Source organism: Kitasatospora purpeofusca (assembly GCF_000718025.1).
In the GTDB taxonomy this organism is placed as follows: domain Bacteria; phylum Actinomycetota; class Actinomycetes; order Streptomycetales; family Streptomycetaceae; genus Kitasatospora; species Kitasatospora purpeofusca.
This window is the reverse complement of the sequence record NZ_JODS01000004.1, coordinates 227,824-249,020: the sequence shown is the minus strand read 5'-3', so window position 1 is coordinate 249,020 and position 21,197 is coordinate 227,824. Positions and strand designations below refer to the sequence as shown.

Below are 21,197 nucleotides of genomic sequence, written 5' to 3'. Positions count from 1 at the left end.
TCCGGCCGGCGTCGGACGACGGCTCGCACCGGCGTTCAGAACAGCATGCTGTAGACCATCAGATCGATGCCCGGCACCGGCGACCAGTCCCGCTCGGGGGCGCGGCCGAAACCGACCCGCTCGTAGATCCGGTGGGCGGTGGTCATCGCCGGCTGGGTGGAGAACGCCATCCCGGTCAGGCCGAGTTCGCGGCTGCGGGCGAGCGCGGCGCGGACCAGGGCCTCGCCGACGCCGCGCCCGCGGGCGGCCGCCGCGGTGGCCAGCATCCGGATCTCGCCCTCCTCGGTGGTGGCGATGTCCGCCCAGGTGGTGCCGCCGACCGCGAAGGTGACGCAGCCGAGGACGGTGCCGGCGGCCGAGTCGACCGCGACCAGGAGTTCGGCCTCCGCGGCCCGGCGGGCCGCGTCGCGCAGCCGGTGGACGTAGTCGCCGTCGGGTGCGGTGTGGCCGTCGCCGACGAAGGCCTCGACGGTTATGCGGCCGGCTTCCTCGAACTCCTCGGGCCGGGCCGGGCGGATGACGATGTCCATTCGGTCAGTCTGCCCGAGCCGCCGGGGAGGACGGTGAGCGGGGGTCCGGCATCGGCGCCGGTCGGGGCGGTGGCGGCGGTGCGGACAGGGTCGGTGGCGGGGTCGGCGGACGGGCGGAGCGAGGCGGCGGGCATGGTGCCGTAGAGCCGGTCGGGCAGGGCGGGGTCGACGGGGTAGCCCCCCTGACGGTGCCAGTTGTCGCGTCCGGTGGCCTTCTGCGCGGCCACCTCGCGTCCGATCAGGGCACCGAGCAGGCCGAATCCGCCGACCGTCCCGAGCAGGGCCAGTGCGCTGGCGAGCGTGTCGGAATCCATGTCTCCACTCTCCCGTCGGCACCGGCGCCGGACGAGTGGCAGGAATGCCCGAATGCATCGAAAAACTGCCAACGCCGGGGCTACCCTGTCGGCATGCTCAAGAACGTGGTCGCGGTCGTGATGGAAGAGGTCCACCCCTTCGAGCTCGGGGTGGCCTGCGAGGTGTTCGGCCTCGACCGGACCGAGGACGGACTGCCCGGCTACGACTTCGCGATCGCCGGTCCCCGCCCCGGTCCGCACCGCACCCACGCCGGCTTCACCATCGACGTCCCGCACGGCCCCGAGCGGATCGCCGCCGCCGACCTGGTGGTGGTCACGGCCACCACCATCAGCCGGGAGTACCCGGAGCCGCTGCTGGACGCGCTGCGGGCGGCCCACGCCCGCGGCGCCCGGGTGCTGTCGATCTGCAGCGGCGCGTTCGTGCTCGGCGCCGCCGGACTGCTGGACGGCCGGCGCTCCACCACGCACTGGCGGTACAGCGCCGAACTCGCCGCCCGGTACCCGCGGACCACGGTCGAGCCGGACGTCCTGTACGTGGACGACGACCCGGTGATCACCTCCGCCGGTACGGCGGCCGGCATCGACGCCTGTCTGCACCTGGTCCGCCGGGTGCAGGGCGCCGAGGTGGCCCGGGGCATCGCCCGCCGGATGGTGGTGGCCCCGCACCGCGAGGGCGGGCAGGCGCAGTTCGTCTACCGGCCGCTGCCGGAGGGGGACGGCGACTCGCTGGCCCCGCTGCTCGACTGGATGCGCCACCACCTGGACGAGGAGTCGACCGTCGAGCAGCTGGCCGCCCGGGTCCACATGTCGCCGCGCACCTTCGCCCGGCGCTTCCACCAGGAGACCGGCACCACCCCGCACCGCTGGCTGATCGGGCAGCGGCTGCTGCTCGCCCAGCGGCTGCTGGAGTCGACCAGCGAGCCGGTGGACACCATCGCCGCCCGCTGCGGCTTCGGCAACGCGGCCACCCTGCGGCACCACTTCGGCCGCCGGCTGGGCACCACGCCGCTGGCCTACCGGCGCTGCTTCGCCGAGCCCGCCGCCAGGGTCGCCGTCCGGGCCTGACGGCTCCGTCCGGACCCCGGACGCTGGGCCGCCGGCCGCCGTTCAGTCCGTGCGCTCCAGGTGCCCGGTGTCGTTCCAGTGCTCCGGCCGCAGCCGGCCGGCCTCGGCGCGCCAGAGGCTGGTGGAGCAGTTGCGCACCGGCTCCAGCCCGGTCAGCTGCTCCTCGGAGAGCCGGTCCAGCGCGTAGCGGAGCATGAGCACCGTGCAGTCGTGCGCGATCAGCAGGACCGGCCGCCCGGCGTCCTCGGCGCAGACGTCGCGCAGCACGCTGCGCACCCGCAGCGCCACGTCGGCCCAGGACTCGCCGCCGGGCGGGCGGTAGTACAGCTCGCCCATCTTCCGCCGCCGGGCCGCCTCCTCGGGGTGCTCGGCCTCGATGGCGGCCCGGGTCAGCATCTCCAGCACGCCGAGCTCGCGGTCGCGCAGCCGCTCGTCGTAGCGGACGGCCAGCGAGACCGGGACGGCGCCGAGGCCGGCGGCCTGGGCGAGCGCGATCCGGGCGGTCTCGGCGGTGCGCACGTACGGCGAGCACCAGACGCTGCGCGGCCGGTCGGCGCTGGGCAGCCCGGCCCACCAGCGGCCGAGGGCCTGCGCCTGCTGCTGGCCGTGCATCGAGAGCGGGATGTCCGCGTCCCGGCAGCTGATCGGGACGCTGAGCGCGCCGGCCGCCTCGGCGTGCTGGAACTCGACGTTCGCGGTGGACTCGCCGTGGCGGGTGGCGATCAGGACGGAGGGGACGGAGGACAGGCCGGGGGCCGCGGTGGCACCGGCGGGCCGGTGCGGGGCAGCCGTCCGGTGCCGTCCGTCGGTGTGGTGGTGCTGGCCGTTGAGGGTGGTGCCGAGTTCTGCCATTGCCGCCGCTCCCCGTGGGTCGATCAGTTGCCGGCCGGCTGTCGGTCCGGTCTGGTTGGTGCCCTGGTGTGGTGCCCAAATCACGCGGCCGTTCATACATATGATCGCGCCGTCCCCTCCAGTGTTGACGGAGGGGACGGCGCGAACACAGGGCGCGCACAGCACGTATCAGTGCGCTGCCACGGGCTCCGGCGCGTTCTTCGGCTCCACGTCGCCGCTCTCGGCGCTGTAGTCGCCCGGCCGGGTCTCGTCCGGCCCGTCGGGCGCCTTGACGGCGCGCAGGACCAGCGTCAGCACCACCGCGACCAGCAGGTTGAGGACGAAGGCGGTGAGCCCGATGTAGCCGATCTCGCCGATGCCGGGGATCTCGGCCGCGTTCCCGCCGAAGTGCTTGGTCTTGGGGCTGGCGATCCCGTAGGCCTTCCAGGTGCCGTAGACCATGCCGGCCGCCCAGCCGGCCAGCAGCGCCCAGTGGTGGAACCAGCGGGTGAACAGGCCGCCGACGATGGAGACGAAGGTCTGCAGGATCCACAGGCCGCCGAGCAGCTGGAGGTTGATCGCCGCCTGCTTGTCCATGCCGAGCACGAAGACCAGTGCGCCGACCTTGACCAGCAGCGAGACCAGCTTGGCGACCCGGGTCTCGTCGGCCGGGGTGGCGGCGGGCCGCAGGAACTCCTTGTAGACGTTGCGGGTGAACAGGTTCGCCGCCGCGATCGACATGATCGCGGCCGGCACCAGCGCGCCGATCCCGATCGCGGCGAAGGCGACGCCGGTGAACCAGTCGGGGAACATGTTCTCGAACAGCTGCGGCACCGAGAGCTGGGTGTTGAAGCCCTTGTCGCCCTTGCCGACGCCGGCCGCGATCGCCATGAAGCCGAGCAGCGCCAGCAGGCCGAGCATCAGCGAGTAGGCGGGCATGATCGCCATGTTCCGGCGCACCGTGTTGCGGGACTTGCTGGCCAGCACACCGGTGACCGAGTGCGGGTACATGAACAGGGCCATCGCCGAGCCGAGCGCCAGCGTCGCGTACGTCCACTGCTTGTTCTCGGGCACGGTGAGCGAGCCGCCGGACTTGGGCGCGGCGAACTTCTCGCCGACCGTGTCGAAGATGTGGCCGTAGCCGCCGAGGCGGATCGGGATGTAGATCACCGCGACGATGATCACCACGTAGATGAGGGCGTCCTTGACGAAGGCGATCAGCGCCGGCGCGCGCAGCCCGGAGGAGTAGGTGTAGGCGGCGAGCACCCCGAAGGCGATGAACAGCGGCAGGTCCTTGACGAACCAGTTCGCGTTCTCGCCGCCGCCGACGCCCAGCACGTCCAGCACCGCCTGGATGCCGACCAGCTGCAGCGCGATGTACGGCATGGTGGCGAGGATGCCGGTCAGCGCGACCATCAGCGACAGCGGCCGGGAGCCGTACCGCCCGCGCACGAAGTCGGCGGGGGTGACGTAGCCGTGCACCCGGGAGACCGACCAGAGCCGGGGGAGGAAGAGGAAGACCAGCGGGTAGGCGACGATCGTGTAGGGGACGGCGAAGAAGCCCGCCGCGCCGGTCGCGTAGACCGCGGCGGGCACGGCCACGAAGGTGTAGGCGGTGTAGAGGTCGCCGCCGAGCAGGAACCAGGTGACCCAGGTCCCGAAGCTGCGCCCGCCCAGGCCCCATTCGTCGAGGTGGTGGGCGTTGTCGGCCCGCCGCCACCGGGAGGCCAGGAAGCCCATCACGGTGACCAGCAGGAAGAAGAGGACAAAGACCGTCAGCGCGGGCACGTTGACCCCGTTCACCGGACCTCACCCGCCTTCCCGGCGCGGGCGGCCCGGCGGGCCTTCTCGTCGCGGTTGATCAGCAGGTAGGCCGCGACCGTGAAGACGGCCGAGGCGGGCACCCAGAGCAACTGGTACCAGTAGAAGAAGGGGACACCGCCCGCCTCGGGGTCGAGCTTGTCGTACGAGCCCACCCAGAGCATCGCGACGATCGGCACCAGCAGGGCGAGCACGGCCAGCACCCGCTCGGGGGTCACCGCCGGCAGGGCGTGGCCCGGTGGCTCTTCTGGCTCGGGCATGACAGGTCGGTCGGTGTCGAGATCTGACGACATGGTTCGGCTCCGCTCCGGAGGGTCTCACCTCGCCGGCGCCGCAGCCCCGGGGAACCGCACAGCCCCCCGTGGCCCGCCGAGCAGCACCACTGGTGATCGGCAGTCAGTATGGATGCGGAATCTAGAGCATCGAGTGATCCATGTCACCGGATCGGCGCAGATTCCCGCCATCCGGACCTGCCGCGCGCCCCGGACGCACCACGGGCCCCGGCGCGTACGCCGGGGCCCGGAAGCGGTGGGGGTGGTGCGGGAGGCCGTTCGCTACGCCGGCTCGGGCCGCTGGAGGCGGGTGATGAACTTGTAGCGGTCGCCCCGGTAGATCGAGCGGACCCACTCGACCGGGTCGCCCTCGGCGTCGAAGGAGTGCCGGGACAGCTGGAGCATCGGCAGGCCGAGGTCGGAGCCGAGCAGTCCGGCCTCGCGCGGGTCGGCCAGGGTGGTCTCGATGGTCTCCTCGGCCTCGGCCACGGTCACCCCGTAGACCTCGCGCAGGGCCGTGTAGAGGGAGTTGTGCTTGGCCAGGTTGCGGCGCAGGGCCGGGAAGCGCTTGGCGGACAGATGGGCCACCTCGATGGCCATCGGGTCGCCGTTGGCCAGTCGCAGGCGCTCGATCCGCAGCACCCGGCCGCCGGGCTTGATGTCCAGCAGCGGGGCCAGCCGGTCGTCGGCGGTGATGTAGCCGATCTCGATCAGCCGGGAGGTGGGCTCCAGCCCCTGGGCGCGCATGTCCTCGGTGTAGGAGGTCAGCTGGAGGGCCTGGGCCACCTTGGGCTTGGCGACGAAGGTGCCCTTGCCCTGGATGCGCTCCAGCCGCCCCTCGACGACGAGCTCCTGCAGGGCCTGCCGGACGGTGGTGCGCGAGGTGTCGAACTGCGCCGCCAGTGCCCGTTCGGGCGGTACCGGGGTGCCGGCGGGCTGGGTCTCGGTGAGCTGCAGCAGGTGGCGCTTGAGGCCGTAGTACTTCGGCACCCTGGCGGTCGGGTCCGTACCGCCCTGGGCCGCGGGGCTCTTCACCTGGGGGTCGTTGACCTGGGCCGTGCTGCCCCCGTCGCTGCTCATCGGACGTGTCTCCCGCTTCTCGCGGGGCCCCAGTGGGGCCTCGCCACTTCATTAACGGCTCACATCGTTGCATGTATGGCTACGGAACGAATACCTCATCACGCGATGAACGATGTGCGGTGTCGGCTTGATAACGGGTGGTCCTGATCGGTCGAACAGCCGTTGACAGGCCCATTGGTCTAGGCCAAGCTCCAGGCATCTGGTCTACACCACTAGGCCGGTCACTATGAATCCCCCCCACCGTTCGATGGAGTCCGCGGCACCATTCCTCCCACCTCGTGTGGGTATGCCGCTGCCACCCGACGGGGGTAACCAGGCATCCCTCAGGAGGATGGCGTGAAGCGTCAGCTCATCGCGGCGGTCGGCGTCGCGGCCATGGTTGTTGGTCTCGCGGCCTGTGGCTCGGACGCCAAGAAGACCGACAGCGGCAACTCCGCGTCGGGCTCGTCCGGCTCGTCCGCCACGGCCGACGGCAAGAAGGACTACAACGGCAAGACGCTCAAGGTGTGGCTGATGACCGGCTCGGCCCCCAAGGGCTGGACGGACTCGGTCAAGAGCGACTTCGAGACCGCCTACCCGGGCTCCAAGGTCGACTTCCAGATCCAGGAGTGGACCGGCATCGGCCCCAAGGTCACCGCCGCGCTCTCCGAGGGTTCCGTCGACGTCCTCGAGGTCGGCAACACCCAGACGGCGGGCTACGCCGCCACCGGTGGTCTGCTGGACATCACCAAGGACAAGGCCGCCATCGGCGGTGCCGACTGGGCCGCCAACCAGAGCGAGTCGGCGATCCTGGACGGCAAGCAGTACGCCGCCCCGTGGTACGTCACCAACCGCGTCGTCTCCTACAACAAGGACCTCTGGACCAAGGCCGGTCTGAGCATCCCGAAGACGCTGGACGAGTTCTACACCGCGCTGGAGAAGCTCAAGACCACCGAGGGCGTCGCCGACCCGATCTACATGCCGGGCCAGGAGTGGTACGTCTACTTCGGTCTCCTCACCAGCGAGGGCGGCAAGCTGGCGAAGAAGGACGGCGACAAGTGGACCGGCGGTCTGTCGACCCCCGAGGCGCAGAAGGCCTTCGACGTCTACAAGAAGCTCCAGGGCTACTCGACCACGGGTGCCAAGGACAAGGACGAGGCCAAGCCGCAGCAGAAGGACGTCTTCGGCAAGGGTGACGTCGGCGCGATGATCGGCCTCGGCTGGGAGCTCCCGGACGAGAAGGCCATGGCCAAGGACAAGATCGGCTTCTTCCCGCTCCCGGGCAAGACCGCCGACAAGCCCTCCGGCGCGTTCCTCGGTGGCTCGAACCTGGCCGTCGCCTCGGCCAGCAAGAACACCGACATGGCCAAGGACTTCCTGAAGATCGCGCTCAACGACAAGAACGAGGGCGCGGTCGCGGCCTCGGGTCTCATCCCGAACAAGACCTCGCTGAACGACAAGGTCGTCGGTGACTTCGCCTCCGCGGCGAAGCTGGCCGCGGTGGTCGGTGGCATCACCCCGACCACCCCGAACTGGGCGAGCGTCGAGAACGACCCGAACCCGATCAAGGAGTTCCTGACCGCTGCCCTGACCGGCGACTACGCCGCCGCCGCCAAGAAGGCGGACGACGAGATCGCCAAGCGTCTGAACGCCAAGCAGTAGCAGTCGAGCGGCGTCGCTCACCGGCCCCCGGCGGGGGGCCGGTGGGCGGCGCCTGTCCGTCGTGGTCGGGTTGTCAGGAAGAGAGAACGATGGCTGTGCATTCGGAGCGGGTGCAGACACAGTCCCCGGAGTCAGGGAAGGCTGCTGTGGCCACTATTGAGACGAGCGCCGCCCGTGGCGACGGCGCCGGCACCGCGAAGAAGAAGAGCGCCAGACCGGCGGACGGGCGGAGCATCGGCTCCCGACTCGCGCCGTACCTGCTGCTCCTGCCTGCCACCGTGGCCACTCTTGGCCTACTGGGCTGGCCCCTGCTGAAGACCGTCCTGGTCTCGTTCCAGAACCTGAACGCGCGCCAGCTCGTCCAGCACCTGACCGAGTGGAACGGCTTCGAGAACTACACCGAGCAGCTCAAGGACGAGCAGTTCTGGGCCGTCACCGGCCGGTCGGTCGCCTTCACGGTGCTGAACGTCTTCCTGATCATGGTCGGCGGCGCGCTGGTCGGGCTGCTGCTCAACCGGCTCGGCAAGAAGATGCGGCTGCTGCTGTCGATCGGCCTGCTGTTCGCCTGGGCGATGCCGGTGGTCGCCTCGACCACCGTCTACACCTGGCTCTTCGAGACCAGGTTCGGCGTCGTCAACTGGCTCCTGGACAGTCTGGGCTGGCACTCGATGGCCGCCTACAACTGGACCGGCAGCCAGTACTCGACCTTCTTCGTGATCCTCCTGCTGCTGGTCTGGGGCTCGATCCCGTTCGTGGCGTTCAACATGTACGCCGCGCTGACCACCATCCCCAAGGAGCTCTACGAGGCGGCCCGGATGGACGGCGCCGGATCGGTGAAGATCTTCACCGCGGTGATGTTCCCCAACCTCAAGCCGTTCTTCCTGGCCACGACGTTCCTCGAGGTCATCTGGATCTTCAAGGCCTTCACCCAGATCTACGCGATCAAGGCCGGCGGTCCCGACGGGCTCACCCGGACCCTGCCGATCCACGCCTTCCTGGAGGGCTCCGGCCGCCAGCACTACGGCACCGGTGCCGCGATCGCGGTGCTCACCATCCTGATCCTGGGCGTCCTGATGGCGTACTACTTCCGGATCATTCTCAAGCAGGAGGACGAGCTGTGAGGCGCTCGCTCATCGGACGTACCTGGCCCAACGTCGTCGCGGTCGTCCTCTTCGTCTTCTTCGCGTTCCCCGTCTACTGGATGATCAGTACGGCCTTCAAGCCGTCGAAGGACATCATCAGCAAGACGCCGGTGTTCGTGCCGTTCGACGCGACCCTGGAGCACTTCAAGACCGCGGTCAACGTGCCGAAGTTCTGGACGTACACCGCCAACAGCTTCATCGTCACCGTCCTCGCGGTGGTGATCTCGCTGGTGATCGCCACGCTGGCGTCCTTCGCGATCGCGCGGATGCGCTTCCGCGGCCGCAAGGTCTTCGTGCTGGTCATCATGGCCGCGCAGATGGCGCCCTGGGAGGTCATGACCATCGCGGTCTACCTGATCTCCCGCGACAACGAGATGCTGAACAGCCTCGTCCCGCTCACCGCCTTCTACATGATGATGGTGCTGCCCTTCACCATCTGGACCCTGCGCGGCTTCATCGCGGCGGTCCCGAAGGAGCTGGAGGAGTCGGCCATGGTGGACGGCTGCACCCGCACCCAGGCCTTCGTGAAGGTGATCTTCCCGCTGCTGGCGCCGGGCCTGATGTCCACCTCGCTGTTCGGCTTCATCACGGCCTGGAACGAGTTCCCGCTCGTCCTCATCATCAACAAGACCGACGGCCAGACCCTGCCGCTGTGGCTGTCCTCGTTCCAGACCGCCTTCGGCAACGACTGGGGCGCCACCATGGCGGCGTCGACGCTGTTCGCCCTCCCGGTGCTGATCCTGTTCGTCTTCCTGCAGCGCAAGGCGGTCGGTGGGCTCACCGACGGCGCCGTGAAGGGCTGATCCCATCGTGAGCATCCTCGTTCCCACCCTCCCGGCCTCCGACCAGCTGCACCGCGACGCGCTGACCGTCCTCCAGCCCGGCTTCGTCGGCACCGAGCCGCCGGAGTGGCTGCGCCGGCACCTCGCGGCCGGCCTCGGCTCGGTCGCGCTGTTCGACCGCAACGTGGCCGACCTCGGCCAGCTGGCCGCCCTCACCGCCGCGCTGCGGGCCGAGAACCCCGACCTGCTGATCGCCATCGACGAGGAGTCCGGCGACGTCACCCGGCTGGAGGCGGGCTCCGGCTCGTCCTGGCCGGGCAACCTCGCCCTCGGCGCGATCGACGACCCGGCGCTGACCCGCGACGTCGCCCGTGAGCTGGGCCGGGCCCTGGCCGCCGCCGGCGTGAACTACAACTGGGCGCCCACCGCCGACGTCAACTCCAACCCGCGCAACCCGGTGATCGGCGTCCGCTCCTTCGGCGCCGACCCGGAGCTGTGCGCCCGCCACACCGCCGCCTGGGTCGAGGGCCTGCAGTCGGCCGGCGTCGCGGCCTGCTCGAAGCACTTCCCGGGCCACGGCGACACCGCCGTCGACTCGCACCACGGGCTGCCGGTCATCGACGTCGACCTGGACGTGCTGCGCGCCCGCGACCTGGTGCCGTTCCAGGCCGCCATCGCCGCCGGGACCAAGGCCGTGATGACGGCCCACATCATGATCCCGGCGCTCGACCCGAAGCTGCCCGCCACGCTCAGCCCCACCGTGCTGCGCGACCTGCTGCGCGCGGCCCCGCAGGACGGCGGCCTGGGCTACCAGGGCCTGATCGTCAGCGACGCGATCGAGATGGGCGCCATCGCCGACACCTTCGGCATGGGCGAGGGCACCGTGCTGGCCCTGGCGGCCGGCGCGGACGCGATCTGCGTGGGCGGCGGGCTGGCCGACGAGGCCACCGTGCTGATGCTGCGGGACGCCATCGTGGCGGGCGTGCAGTCGGGCCGGCTCCCGGAGGAGCGGCTCGCCGACGCGGCCGACCGGGTGCGGGCGCTGGGCAGCTGGGGCCGGATCGCGGCCCAGGGCGAGCGGCCGGAGGCGGACCTCGCGGTCGGCCTGCGGGCGGCCCGCCGGGCGCTGCGGGTGGTCCGGGCGCCGGGCCGGGAGGTCCTGCCGGTGACCGAGCGCCCCTTCGTGGCCTCGTTCTCGGCCGAGCCCAACATCGCCGTCGGCGACGTCACCCCGTGGGGCGTGGCCGCCATGCTGGCCGACCGCTTCCCGGGCACCCGGACCCGTGAGGTCGGCCCGGAGGCCGCCGCGCCGCAGGTGCTGGACGCGGTGGTGGCCGAGGTGCTGGCCGAGGCCGCGGACCGCCGCCTGGTGCTGGTGGTGCGGGACGCCCACCGGCACGAGTGGATGTCGGCCGCGCTGGCCCGCCTGGTGGCGGCCCGGCCGGACGCCGCGGTGGTCGAGATGGGCCTGCCGCAGTCCGAGCCGGTCGGCGCGCTGCACATCGCCACCCACGGTGCGGCCCGGGTCTGCGGCCTGGCCGCCGTCGAGGTGCTCACCGGGCAGCCGGGGGCGATCGGCTGACTCCCGGTCGGACCGTGACCCGGGGGACCGCGAGTCCCCCTCCGACGGGCCCGTCGTGCGCATGGCGCACGGCGGGCCCGTCGGCGTCCCCGGGGCGCGGCGGGCCGTGTGACCTGCCGATTCGAACAACCTGACGGTGTTCCCTCAAATCCGTCTTAAGGCACCCTTAAGTTCTACTTAGGGTGACCGTGGCGCGACTGATCGCCCACGGGAGACAACAGGTCTGCAACGGCCCTTCCTGCCAGGCCATTTGGCGTTGACACCAGCAGTGGTCTAGGCCAGGCTCCAGTCCATCCGGTTCGAATTTCAATTTCCCCGGATGTGGTATTGGCCCACCCCGAAGCTCTTCGCCGCCCTCCCCGGACACCGTCCCGTCGGGCGCCAGCACGCAGCCGGCGGGCACAGCTCAAACACCTCGGAGGATGGCGTGGGAAAGCGTCGGTTCATGGCGTCGGTCGGCATCATGGCGCTGGCCGCGGGTCTGACGGCCTGTTCGTCGGGCGGTCCGGCCTCCGGTGGCAAGTCGGCCTCGGCGGACCCGCAGTCCGCCACCGGCACCGTCACGGTCTGGCTGATGGACGATGCCCAGAAGAGCTGGCCCGACCTCGTCCAGCGGGTCAACGACGAGTTCGCGGCCAAGTACCCGAAGGTCACCCTGCGGCTGGCCTACCAGGGTTGGGCCGACAAGGTCGCCAAGCTCGACAAGGCGCTCGGCGACGGCACCGCCCCGGACGTGGTCGAGCTCGGCAACACCGAGACCATGAAGTACGTGCTCTCCGGCGCGCTGGCGCCGGTCGAGCGGAACACCTTCGACAACGCGGACAGCTGGATCAAGGCGCTCGCCAACACCTGCACCTACCAGGACAAGCTCTGGTGCGTGCCCTACTACGCGGGCGCCCGGGTCGCGATCTACAACTCGGCGGCCCTCCAGCAGGCGACGGGCAGCGCCGACTTCCCGAAGACCGAGGAAGAGCTGCGCACGGCCCTGGACCGGATCGCCGACAAGAACAAGGCGGACCGCACCTACTCCCCGCTCTACCTGCCCGGCCCGTACTGGTACGCCGCGATGAGCTACGTCTCCGCGTACGGCGGCGCCATCGCCCGCTTCGACAGCGGCGGCACCTGGCACGGCACCCTGAGCGACCCCAAGTCGCAGCAGGGCATCAACCACTTCGTCGACCTGGTGCGCAAGTACAACAAGGGCGATCTGACGCTCAACGAGCAGAACCAGTACGAGGCGATGGCCCGCGGCCACGCGGCGGCCTTCTACGGCAACGGCTACGAGGCCGCCAGCGTCGCCGCCCCGGTCACCGGCGACCCGAGCCTCAAGGACGCCGTCAAGGTGGCCACGATGCCCGGCCCGGGTGGCAAGCCGCTGCCGACCTTCATCGGCGGCTCGGCGCTCGCCGTCACCGCGAAGTCGCCGGCCGCGGCCCTGGCCACCGACTGGGTCCGGATGTTCACCAGCACCAAGTCCGAGCAGGCGCTGGCGGACAAGGACATCCTGCCGAACAACCTCACCCAGCTGAACCCGCTGAAGAGCAAGCCCGCCACCGCCGCCGCGGCCAACGCGGTGCCGGACGCCTGGTTCACCCCGCTGGCGCCCGGCTGGGGCCTGGTGGAGAAGCAGAAGATCCTGCCGGACATGCTGACCGCCATCCTCAAGGGCAAGCCGGTGGACCAGGCCACCAAGGAGGCGGACGCCGCCATCGACCAGCTGATCAACAAGGCCGGCTGAGCGGTCGCCGCCCCGGATCCGGAGCCCCTCCCCGCACCGCCGGGAGGGGCTCCGCCCTCCCGGGGGCACCCCCGGCGGCCGCCCGACCGGGCGCGACCACGTCCTCGGATGTGCCGCACCCGGGCGGCCCCCGTAGGATTGCCGCAGCAAACACCGGAGCGAGTGTGCGGACTCGCCGCCGTAGAGGTCCCCGCCGGGCATTCCCGCCCGGGCGGGGTGGAACCATCTCATCGGAGGCACCCCACGATGTCCGACACGCAGACCGTCCCTGGCCGGATCATGGCGGCGGAGATGGCCGAGCAGCCGGCCGTCCTGCAGCGCATCCTCGACGAGGGCGCCCCCAAGATCTTCGAGATCGCCGGGCAGATCGCCGCCCGCAAGCCGCGCTTCGTCCTGCTGACCGGGCGCGGCACCTCGGACAATGCGGCGCTGTACGCCAAGTACCTGATCGAGATCCTGCTCGGCAAGCCGGCCGGTCTCACCTCGATGTCCACCACCACCGCGTACGGGGCCCAGCCGGACCTCACCGACGTGCTGGTGATCACCGTCAGCCAGTCGGGCGGCTCGCCCGACCTGGTCGCCTCCACCAAGGCGGCCCGCGAGGCCGGGGCCATCACCCTGGCCGTCACCAACAACGCGGGTTCGCCGCTGGCCGAGGTCTCCGAGTTCCACATCGACGTGCTGGCGGGCCCGGAGAAGGCGCTGCCGGCCACCAAGACCTACACCGCCGAGCTGCTCGCCCTCTACCTGCTGATCGAGGGCCTGCGCGGCGGCGACGGCGCGGCCGCCAAGGACCTGCCGGAGCTGGCCGCCGGGATCCTGGCCCGCCAGGACGAGGTCAAGGCCCTGGCCGAGCGCTACCGCTTCGCCCAGCGCCTGGTCATCACCTCGCGCGGCTACGGCTACCCGACCGCCCGCGAGGCGGCGCTGAAGCTCATGGAGACCACCTACATCCCGGCCTCCCCGTTCTCCGGCGCCGACCTGCTGCACGGCCCGCTGGCCATGGTCGACAACGTCTCCCCGGTCATCGCGATCGTCCCGGACGGCAAGGGCGGCGAGGCCCTGCAGCCGGTGCTGGACCGCCTGCGCGGCCGTGGCGCGGACCTGGTCGTGGTGGGCCAGCAGGCGCAGGTCGAGTCCGCCTCGGCGGGCTTCGCGCTGCCGGCCGGCGTGCCGGAGGAGGTGCAGCCGATCCTGGAGATCCTGCCGCTGCAGCTGCTGGCCTACGAGGTCACCATCGCCCGCGGCCAGGACCCGGACGCCCCCCGCGCCCTCGCCAAGGTCACCGAGACCCACTGACGCGGAAAACGCCGAGACCCCCGTCCACAGCCTGTGGACGGGGGTCTCGGCGTTCCACGCCTCGGGGCGAGGGAAGTCCGGAAAGCACTACGGGCCACGGCGCCGACACGGGACCCTCAACCCTCCCTCCTTGCCCGCCAACGGGCAGGAGGGGCCCATGGCACCGCAGCCCGGGCCTGGAAAGCACTACGGGCCACGGCGCCGACACGGGACCCTCAACCCATGCGGCACCGCAGCCCGGAGCTGTCGTCGGGCGCCGTGTATGACCGAGAACTGTGCGGGGTCCTCGCTCGGCGGCGTCCGACCGAGAAGGGGCCTCGCGCGGTCAGGGCAGTTGCGCGGTGGGCCTCTCCTTGGTGCCCTTTCATTGTGGACTAGACCAATCTGGCTTGTCCAGGCCGACCCGAAAATTGGTCTGGACAACTTGGGGGAGCGGTCCCGGCGCCCGCCGGTCGGGGGTGGGCCCGGGCCGTCCGCGCGCCCCTGGAGCTACGCTCAGCCTGTGCCCTCGCTGAACGAACTCGTCCGCCGCCACACCACCCTGACCGGTGCCGATGTGGAGTGGCTGCACATGCTGGTCTCGGAGTGGCAGCTGCTCTCCGACCTGTCCTTCGCCGACCTGGTCCTGTGGATCCCCACCTGGGACGGCATCCGGTACGTCTCGGTCGCCCAGATGCGGCCCAACACCGGCCCGACCTCCTACCAGGACGACATGGTCGGCCACCTCGTCCCGCGCGGCCGCCGCCCCCTGCTGGACGCCGCCTACGACGAGGGTCGGATCGTGCGCGAGGGCGATCCGGAGTGGCGCGAGGAGGTGCCGGTCCGGGTCGAGTCGATCCCGGTGCGGCGCGAGGGCAAGGTGCTCGGGGTGATCGCCCGCAACACCAACCTGCTGACCGTCCGCACCCCCAGCCGGCTGGAGCTCACCTATCTGCAGAGCGCCTCCGACCTGGCCCAGATGATCGCCGCCGGCACCTTCCCCTACCCCGGGGTGGAGCAGACCGACATGGACGCCGCGCCCCGGGTCGGCGACGGCCTGATCCGGCTCGACGCGGACGGCGTGGTCACCTACGCCAGCCCCAACGCGCTCTCCGCCTACCACCGGCTCGGCCTCACCACCGACCTGGTCGGCAGCCACCTGGGCCGGGCGACCGCCGAACTGGTGCCGCCCTCCCGGGCGGCCGTGCACGAGGCGCTGGTCAAGCTGGCGAGCGGCTGGGCACCCCGGCAGACCGAGGTGGAGGTCCAGGGCGGGGTGGTGACCCTGCGGGCCATCCCGCTCAAGCCCAAGGGCACCCTGACGGGCTCGCTGGTGCTCTGCCGGGACGTCACCGAACTGCGCCGCCGCGACCGCGAACTGATGACCAAGGACGCCACCATCCGGGAGATCCACCACCGGGTGAAGAACAACCTGCAGACGGTCGCCGCGCTGCTGCGGCTGCAGTCCCGCCGGATGGACTCGGACGCCGGCCGGGCCGCCCTGGACGAGGCGGTCCGCCGGGTCGGCTCGATCGCGATCGTGCACGAGACGCTGTCCCAGGCGCTGGACGAGAAGGTGGCCTTCGACGAGATCGCCGACCGGGTGCTGGCCATGGTGGTGGAGCTGTCCCAGGACGGCCGGGTGGCGACCCGGCGCAGCGGCAGTTTCGGCATCCTCTCGGCCGAGGTGGCCACCCCGCTGGCGATGGTGCTCACAGAGCTGCTGCAGAACGCGCTGGAGCACGCCTTCGGGCCGAGCGCCTCCGGCAACCTGGAGGTCAGCGCGCTGCGCGGCCGGGCGCCGGCCACCGGGATGGGCTGGTCGGACAGTTGGAACGGCGGGGCGCGGCCGGAGGAGTACCTGCTGATCACCGTGCAGGACGACGGCAAGGGCATGCCGGAGGGCTTCGACCCGCAGCAGGCGGGCAACCTCGGGCTGCAGATCGTCCGGACGCTGGCCACCGGGGAGCTGGGCGGCACCTTCGACATGGTGGCGGGGCCGAACGGCGGTACCAAGGTGGTGCTGGAGATCCCGGTGCGCTGAGCTGCGCCGAGGCGTAGAGGGGTGCGGGGGGAGCGTGCGACTCGGCGTGGGCGCCGGTGGCCCGCTCCTTCACCACCGTCCACTGCGCCACCGCCCGCGGTGCGGGGACGGCGAAGACAAAAACGAGGCCCTGTCGACCGGGGGGGGTGGGTCGACAGGGCCTCTCAACCCGTTCCGGCCGTCGGGGGGAGTCGGCCGGAACGGGGGCTCTAGTGGTGCGCCACTCGCCGGTGCGTTGCACACGGTGAGCGCCACAGCTCCACAATATTGCTCTAAGTGAACAGTATCAAGTGGCTGGGCGGGCAAGTGTCGCGGGACCTTTTCGGGCAAGGCCCTTTGTACGGAAGGCTTCACCAGGAAGTGCAGGCGAAGCCTTTGATCATGTGTTGATCGGTGCGGTGGTTACTGCTGGTACTACGGCGTGTGATCAGGCGGTGCGGGTCAGGCCGTACGGGCGCGGTTGCGGGCGGCGCGACGCTTCATCGCACGACGCTCGTCCTCGCTCATGCCGCCCCAGACGCCGGCGTCCTGGCCGGTCTCGAGGGCCCACTGGAGGCACTGCTCCATGACCGGACAGCGGCGGCACACGGCCTTGGCTTCCTCGATCTGCAGCAGAGCAGGACCGGTGTTCCCGATCGGGAAGAACAGCTCCGGGTCCTCTTCGCGGCAGACAGCGCGGTGGCGCCAGTCCATGGTCGTCCAACTCCTCCTGCCGACGGGGGTCACCCGCACGGCACATCGATGGTCTTTGTGAATGTGAACGCTTTCACGAATCCCGCAACAACAAAAGAGACCAAAGGCCCATCGGGCCCGGGAGGTCTGTGCTGGGGAGGGATTCGGCGATTCGAGGGACACCCCGCGGTCGGCACCCAACAGGTTCTGAGGTTGCCGTCGCTGCGATGCGTCCCGATCGCCATGTAGAGGTTCGCAAACCTCGGGCCCGGATACAACCCCCTTCAGGGAGGAATTTTTGATTCTTCGGTGTCGCCTAGCTCACAGCCAGTACTTCTATGGAGTGAAGGGGGCTTGTGCGTTCGAGAAGAAGGGTGAAGGGCCCTTCTAGTCACACAATCACACGCAGTGCCCGCCGTACGCCTGTGAAACTGACGCGACTCCTGGACCCAAGGTGGTCCCCGTCGACCTGGAACGGGGCCGGTTCCTCCGAAACCAAGGTGAAGTGACGGACGTCGTGATAGGAGACGACGTGCTTGCCGGAGGGGCCCGGTGATGCGGCGCCGTCGCTCGAAGGCCCGTGCGACCGCAGGATCTGACGGACCGTTCGAGCAGTGCCGAACGCCGTCATCCGGGTGATGCCGAAGACATCGAGGTCCGCGTCGAAGGAGGCCAGCGGCGAGGGGTAGACCGGGCGGTTGCCCAGGAACGTCCAGGGCGAGGTGTTGCTGACTATCGCCAGCGCCAGGCCGGGCACCGGCCCGTGGCCCGCCAGTTCCAGGGAAACCGGGCCTGATCTGCGCTGCTCACGCTGGGTGACGAAGTGGCGGAGCGCCTGGGTGACATAGAGCGCGTGGGTGGACTTGCGCCCCGCCCGGCGCTGCTCCTCGACCCGGCCGACCACTCCGGCGTCGAAGCCGAGCCCGGCGGTGAAGGTGAACCAGCGGTCCGGCAGCCCCTCGGTCATCGCCTTGCCCAGACCGATCGGGCGCTCCCGCCGGCCCTCCAGGGCGTTCAGCAGCGCGCCGGTCGCCTCCACCGGGTCGTTCGGCAGGCCCAGCGCGCGGGCGAACACGTTGGTCGAACCGCCCGGGACCACGGCCAGCCGGGGGACCTTCTCGCCCGGGCCGTGCGAGAGCAGGCCGTTGACCGCCTCGTTGACGGTGCCGTCGCCGCCCAGGGCCACCACCAGGTCGACCGTGCCGTCCTCGACCGCCTCGCGGGCCAGGTCGCGCGCGTGGCCGCGGTACTGGGTCTGCGCCACCTCCAGCTTGAGGTCGCTGCGCAGGGCGTGGATCAGGACGTCCCTGGTGCGGCCGCTGGTGGTGGTCGCTTTCGGGTTGACGACCAGGAGAGCGCGCATGTGCTCAGCCTACGGGTCGGTACGGACCTCCTGGCGGCTACCCTGCTGGAGTGACCGCAGAATCCTCCGCACCCGTACCCGCGCCCGGTGCCGGCCGTCCGACCGCCCTCACCGTGGGCGCCGCCATCACGGCCGTCGCGGGCGCCGCGCTGGCCGTCGTGGGCGTCTGGGACATGGTCGCCGCCCTGTCCGGCCAGTCCAAGCAGCTCGCCCTGAACGAGTTCGGCGGCCTGGTGATCGTGCTGCTCGGCGTGCTGCCGCTGCTCGCCGCCCGGGCGCTGCTCCAGGGCCGCCGCTGGGGCCGCAGCCCGGCCGTGCTGACCAACTCGATCTGCCTGCCGGTGGCCTACTACATGTGGCAGAGCGGCGGCACGATGGCCGCCGTCGGGGTGGGCGTCGGCCTGCTCGGCCTGGCCGGCATCTGCGCGCTGCTCAGCCCGAAGTCGACGGCGGCCCTCTACGCTCCGCACGAGGGCTGAGCGCGGAGGGCCGCCGCCTTTCCGGTACCGCATCCGACCGACGGCCGCCGCCCGGCGGCCGTCGGTCCTGCTTTCCCGGTCCTACTCCTCCACCAGCAGCTTCTCCCGCAGCTGCGCGAGCGTCCGGGCGAGCAGCCGGGAGACGTGCATCTGGGAGATGCCCACCTCGGCGGCGATCTGGGACTGCGTCATGTTCCGGAAGAACCGCAGCACCAGGATCTTCTGCTCCCGGGGCGGCAGTTGGGCGAGCAGCGGCTTGAGCGACTCCCGGTACTCGACGCCCTCCAGGGCCTCGTCGGTGGCGCCCAGGGTGTCCGCGACGGCCGGCGACTCGTCGTCGTTGTCCGGCACGTCCAGCGACAGCGTGGAGTACGCGTTGGCGGACTCCAGCCCCTCCAGCACGTCCTCCTCGGAGATCCCCAGGTGCTCGGCCAGCTCGTGCACCGTGGGGGAGCGGCCGTGCCGCTGGGAGAGCTCGCTGGTCGCCGTGGTGAGCGACAGCCGCAGCTCCTGGAGCCGGCGCGGCACCCGGACCGCCCAGCCCTTGTCGCGGAAGTGCCGCTTGATCTCGCCGACGATGGTCGGCGTGGCGTAGGTGGAGAACTCGACCCCGCGCTCGTGGTCGAAGCGGTCCACCGACTTGATCAGTCCGATGGTGGCGACCTGGGTGAGGTCGTCCAGCGGCTCGCCCCGGTTGCGGAACCGCCGGGCCAGGTGCTCGACCAGCGGGATGTGCATCCGCACCAGCTGGTTGCGCAGCTCGACGCGCTCCGGGGAGCCCTCGGGCAGCGCGGACAGCCGGACGAACAGTGCCCGGGCCGCCTCGCGGTCCGGGGCACCGCTGCGCTGCGGACCCTGGGCGGGCACCGCGGCGCGCAGTGCCCGGGCCGCCTCGTCGGCGGCCCCGTCCTCCGGGCCGTCGCTGTCCGGACCCCCGTCCGGGCGGTCGGCCGGCGGGAGGTCCGCGGCCGACGGCACGGGCGGGGGCGACTGATCGGGCGACGACTCGGGCGTCGGCTCGGTCGGCTGGCTCATCCGGTGGGCGTCCTTCGGGTGCGCTTCGTCGTTGGCGGCGAGGCCGGGGACGCTCGCCTGGGTCGGTACGGCAGGGCCCGCCGTCGCGAGGCCGGTACGGTCCAGATCACTCACGGCCATTCCCCCGTTCCGTTCCGGGAGCACCGGGACCGCCGGTCCCGGTTCGTCTCGATGGTCGTACCGCCGGGTGGGGGCGGTACCGGGAGCCGTCCGTCCGGCCCGGTGGTGCCGGGCGGACGGCCCTTGTTCGGTGCTGCTGCCGCGCTGCCGCGGCGGACCTAGTGGGCGGCGGAGCCGCCGCGCTTCTTGTGCAGGCTGATCGACACGGTCTTGTCCTCGGCGACCGAGGACTCGACCTCGCCGGCCAGCGCGGAGAGCACCGTCCAGGCGAAGGTGTCGCGTTCGGGCGCCCGGCCGTCGGTGGTGGGCGCCGAGACGATCACCTTCAGGGAGTCGCCGACCAGGCGGAACTCGCAGCAGAGGACCGAACCGGGCACGGCCTGCTGGAGCAGGATGGCGCAGGCCTCGTCGACCGCGATCCGCAGGTCCTCGATCTCGTCCAGGGTGAAGTCCAGCCGGGCCGCGAGGCCCGCCGTGGCTGTACGCAGGACCGAGAGATAGGCCCCGGCCGCGGGCAGCCGGACCTCCACGAAGTCCTGGACTCCGGGCTCGCCGTCGATCTGGGACACCCTCACCTCCTGGGTGACGCGCTGTGCTTCCGGGCCGGTGGCCGCGGCACTGTCTGTTGCTTGGCTCAACTGCTTCGCCCCAACTGTCCAGAGGGGTGGTGCGGTACGTACCGGTCATACCCCTCGTGGGTCTCCCGGACGCCGCCGTCCGCCCGAGACGTTACCGCGTTCGTGCCCCGGAGCGGGAGTCACTCATGGTAAGGCATCGCGACTCAGGGTGGCAGGGGTCCGACGAGGACCTTGCGCGCCCTCCGCGTACGCCCTCCGCGCGCCCGGTCCGGCGCCCGGATCAGCGCCCCCGGATCAGCGCCCCCGGATCAACGCCCCCGGATCAACGGGAGCCGGCGGCGGTGAGCGCCTCGCCGGTGAGGCGGTAGACCGTCCACCCGTCCATCGGGACCGCGCCGAGCGCCTTGTAGAAGTCGATCGAGGGCCGGTTCCAGTCCAGCACCGACCACTCGACCCGGGCGTAGCCGCGCTCGACGGCGATCCGGGCGAGCTCCAGGAGCAGCGCCTTGCCGTGGCCGCCGCCGCGGGCGGTCGGGTCGACGTAGAGGTCCTCCAGGTAGATCCCGTGGGTGCCGCGCCAGGTCGAGAAATTGAGGAACCAGAGCGCGAAGCCGACCGGCTCGCCGGTGGTGTCGTCCTCGGCGATCAGGCCGAACACGGCCGGCTGCTCGCCGAACAGGGCGTCCCGCAGCTGCTCCTCGGTGGCGATCGCCTCGTGCGCGGCCTTCTCGTACTCGGCGAGTTCGTGGATCATGCGGTGGATCACGGGGACGTCGGCGGGGGCTGCGGTGCGGATCATGCCTCCGAGCCTACTTGGGCCGTCCCGCTCC

Annotated in this window: 20 protein-coding genes; 9 read left to right on the top strand and 11 right to left on the bottom strand. The window is 71.2% G+C overall.

Annotation, left to right across the window (positions count from 1 at the left end):
* Positions 1-35: 35 nt before the first annotated feature.
* Together IF01_RS0109560 and IF01_RS0109555 are read right to left on the bottom strand one after the other, a co-directional pair.
* Complete coding sequence (locus IF01_RS0109560) at positions 36-530, bottom strand: GNAT family N-acetyltransferase (RefSeq protein WP_030392879.1); 495 nt, start codon at positions 528-530, stop codon at positions 36-38.
* Positions 473-844, bottom strand: a complete 372-nt coding sequence (locus IF01_RS0109555) for a hypothetical protein (RefSeq protein WP_030392878.1) — start codon at positions 842-844, stop codon at positions 473-475. The genes IF01_RS0109560 and IF01_RS0109555 overlap by 58 nt, the downstream gene beginning before the upstream one ends.
* Before the next feature lie 93 nt (positions 845-937).
* Here IF01_RS0109555 and IF01_RS0109550 point away from each other — a divergent pair, with 93 nt between their 5' ends.
* Complete coding sequence (locus IF01_RS0109550; RefSeq protein WP_030392877.1) at positions 938-1,909, top strand: helix-turn-helix domain-containing protein; 972 nt, start codon at positions 938-940, stop codon at positions 1,907-1,909.
* Positions 1,910-1,951: 42 nt separating this feature from the next.
* On the opposite strand, the gene IF01_RS0109545 is transcribed toward IF01_RS0109550, so the two are convergent.
* The 4 genes from IF01_RS0109545 to IF01_RS0109530 form a co-directional block, all read right to left on the bottom strand.
* Positions 1,952-2,761: a histidine phosphatase family protein gene (locus IF01_RS0109545; RefSeq protein ID WP_199523300.1), complete on the bottom strand. Its 810-nt coding sequence runs from the start codon at positions 2,759-2,761 to the stop codon at positions 1,952-1,954.
* Positions 2,762-2,929: 168 nt separating this feature from the next.
* Positions 2,930-4,543 (bottom strand): monocarboxylate uptake permease MctP, encoded by a 1,614-nt coding sequence (mctP, locus tag IF01_RS0109540; RefSeq protein WP_030392875.1) that lies wholly within the window; start codon positions 4,541-4,543, stop codon positions 2,930-2,932.
* The gene (locus tag IF01_RS0109535; protein ID WP_051741197.1) at positions 4,540-4,821 is read right to left on the bottom strand and encodes a DUF3311 domain-containing protein; all 282 of its coding nucleotides are present in this window, start codon (positions 4,819-4,821) and stop codon (positions 4,540-4,542) included. Before IF01_RS0109535 ends, mctP begins: the two co-directional genes overlap by 4 nt.
* A 294-nt stretch (positions 4,822-5,115) precedes the next feature.
* Positions 5,116-5,913, bottom strand: a complete 798-nt coding sequence (locus IF01_RS0109530; protein WP_030392873.1) for a GntR family transcriptional regulator — start codon at positions 5,911-5,913, stop codon at positions 5,116-5,118.
* A gap of 336 nt (positions 5,914-6,249) precedes the next feature.
* Here IF01_RS0109530 and IF01_RS0109525 point away from each other — a divergent pair, with 336 nt between their 5' ends.
* From IF01_RS0109525 to IF01_RS0109495, 7 genes are all read left to right on the top strand, one after another.
* Positions 6,250-7,554, top strand: coding sequence for an extracellular solute-binding protein (locus IF01_RS0109525; protein WP_030392872.1), 1,305 nt, complete (start codon positions 6,250-6,252; stop codon positions 7,552-7,554).
* Positions 7,555-7,643: 89 nt separating this feature from the next.
* The gene (locus IF01_RS0109520; RefSeq protein ID WP_030392871.1) at positions 7,644-8,675 is read left to right on the top strand and encodes a carbohydrate ABC transporter permease; all 1,032 of its coding nucleotides are present in this window, start codon (positions 7,644-7,646) and stop codon (positions 8,673-8,675) included.
* A complete protein-coding gene (locus tag IF01_RS0109515; protein WP_030392870.1) occupies positions 8,672-9,499 on the top strand; it encodes a carbohydrate ABC transporter permease in 828 nt (275 codons plus the stop codon). Before IF01_RS0109520 ends, IF01_RS0109515 begins: the two co-directional genes overlap by 4 nt.
* Positions 9,500-9,506: 7 nt before the next feature.
* Positions 9,507-11,060 (top strand): glycoside hydrolase family 3 protein, encoded by a 1,554-nt coding sequence (locus IF01_RS0109510; protein WP_030392869.1) that lies wholly within the window; start codon positions 9,507-9,509, stop codon positions 11,058-11,060.
* Between the two features lie 445 nt (positions 11,061-11,505).
* Positions 11,506-12,798, top strand: coding sequence for an extracellular solute-binding protein (locus IF01_RS0109505; protein ID WP_030392868.1), 1,293 nt, complete (start codon positions 11,506-11,508; stop codon positions 12,796-12,798).
* Between the two features lie 246 nt (positions 12,799-13,044).
* Complete coding sequence (locus IF01_RS0109500) at positions 13,045-14,097, top strand: SIS domain-containing protein (RefSeq protein ID WP_030392867.1); 1,053 nt, start codon at positions 13,045-13,047, stop codon at positions 14,095-14,097.
* A gap of 502 nt (positions 14,098-14,599) precedes the next feature.
* Positions 14,600-16,120, top strand: coding sequence for a sensor histidine kinase (locus IF01_RS0109495; RefSeq protein WP_030392866.1), 1,521 nt, complete (start codon positions 14,600-14,602; stop codon positions 16,118-16,120).
* A gap of 441 nt (positions 16,121-16,561) precedes the next feature.
* Here the strand turns inward: IF01_RS0109495 and IF01_RS0109490 are convergent, their stop codons facing one another.
* Together IF01_RS0109490 and IF01_RS0109485 are read right to left on the bottom strand one after the other, a co-directional pair.
* Positions 16,562-16,813: a WhiB family transcriptional regulator gene (locus tag IF01_RS0109490; RefSeq protein WP_014138019.1), complete on the bottom strand. Its 252-nt coding sequence runs from the start codon at positions 16,811-16,813 to the stop codon at positions 16,562-16,564.
* A 370-nt stretch (positions 16,814-17,183) separates the two neighbouring features.
* On the bottom strand, positions 17,184-18,155 hold the full coding sequence (locus IF01_RS0109485) for a diacylglycerol/lipid kinase family protein (protein WP_030392865.1): 972 nt from the start codon (positions 18,153-18,155) through the stop codon (positions 17,184-17,186).
* Positions 18,156-18,205: 50 nt separating this feature from the next.
* On the opposite strand from IF01_RS0109485, the gene IF01_RS0109480 reads away from it, so the two are divergent.
* The gene (locus IF01_RS0109480; RefSeq protein ID WP_030392864.1) at positions 18,206-18,634 is read left to right on the top strand and encodes a hypothetical protein; all 429 of its coding nucleotides are present in this window, start codon (positions 18,206-18,208) and stop codon (positions 18,632-18,634) included.
* Between the two features lie 81 nt (positions 18,635-18,715).
* On the opposite strand, the gene IF01_RS0109475 is transcribed toward IF01_RS0109480, so the two are convergent.
* The 3 genes from IF01_RS0109475 to IF01_RS0109465 form a co-directional block, all read right to left on the bottom strand.
* Complete coding sequence (locus IF01_RS0109475) at positions 18,716-19,783, bottom strand: RNA polymerase sigma factor SigF (protein ID WP_231978586.1); 1,068 nt, start codon at positions 19,781-19,783, stop codon at positions 18,716-18,718.
* A 164-nt stretch (positions 19,784-19,947) separates the two neighbouring features.
* On the bottom strand, positions 19,948-20,358 hold the full coding sequence (locus tag IF01_RS0109470; RefSeq protein WP_030392862.1) for an ATP-binding protein: 411 nt from the start codon (positions 20,356-20,358) through the stop codon (positions 19,948-19,950).
* A gap of 331 nt (positions 20,359-20,689) precedes the next feature.
* Entirely contained in the window at positions 20,690-21,166 is a 477-nt protein-coding gene (locus IF01_RS0109465; protein ID WP_030392861.1) for a GNAT family N-acetyltransferase, read from the bottom strand.
* Positions 21,167-21,197: the final 31 nt, after the last annotated feature.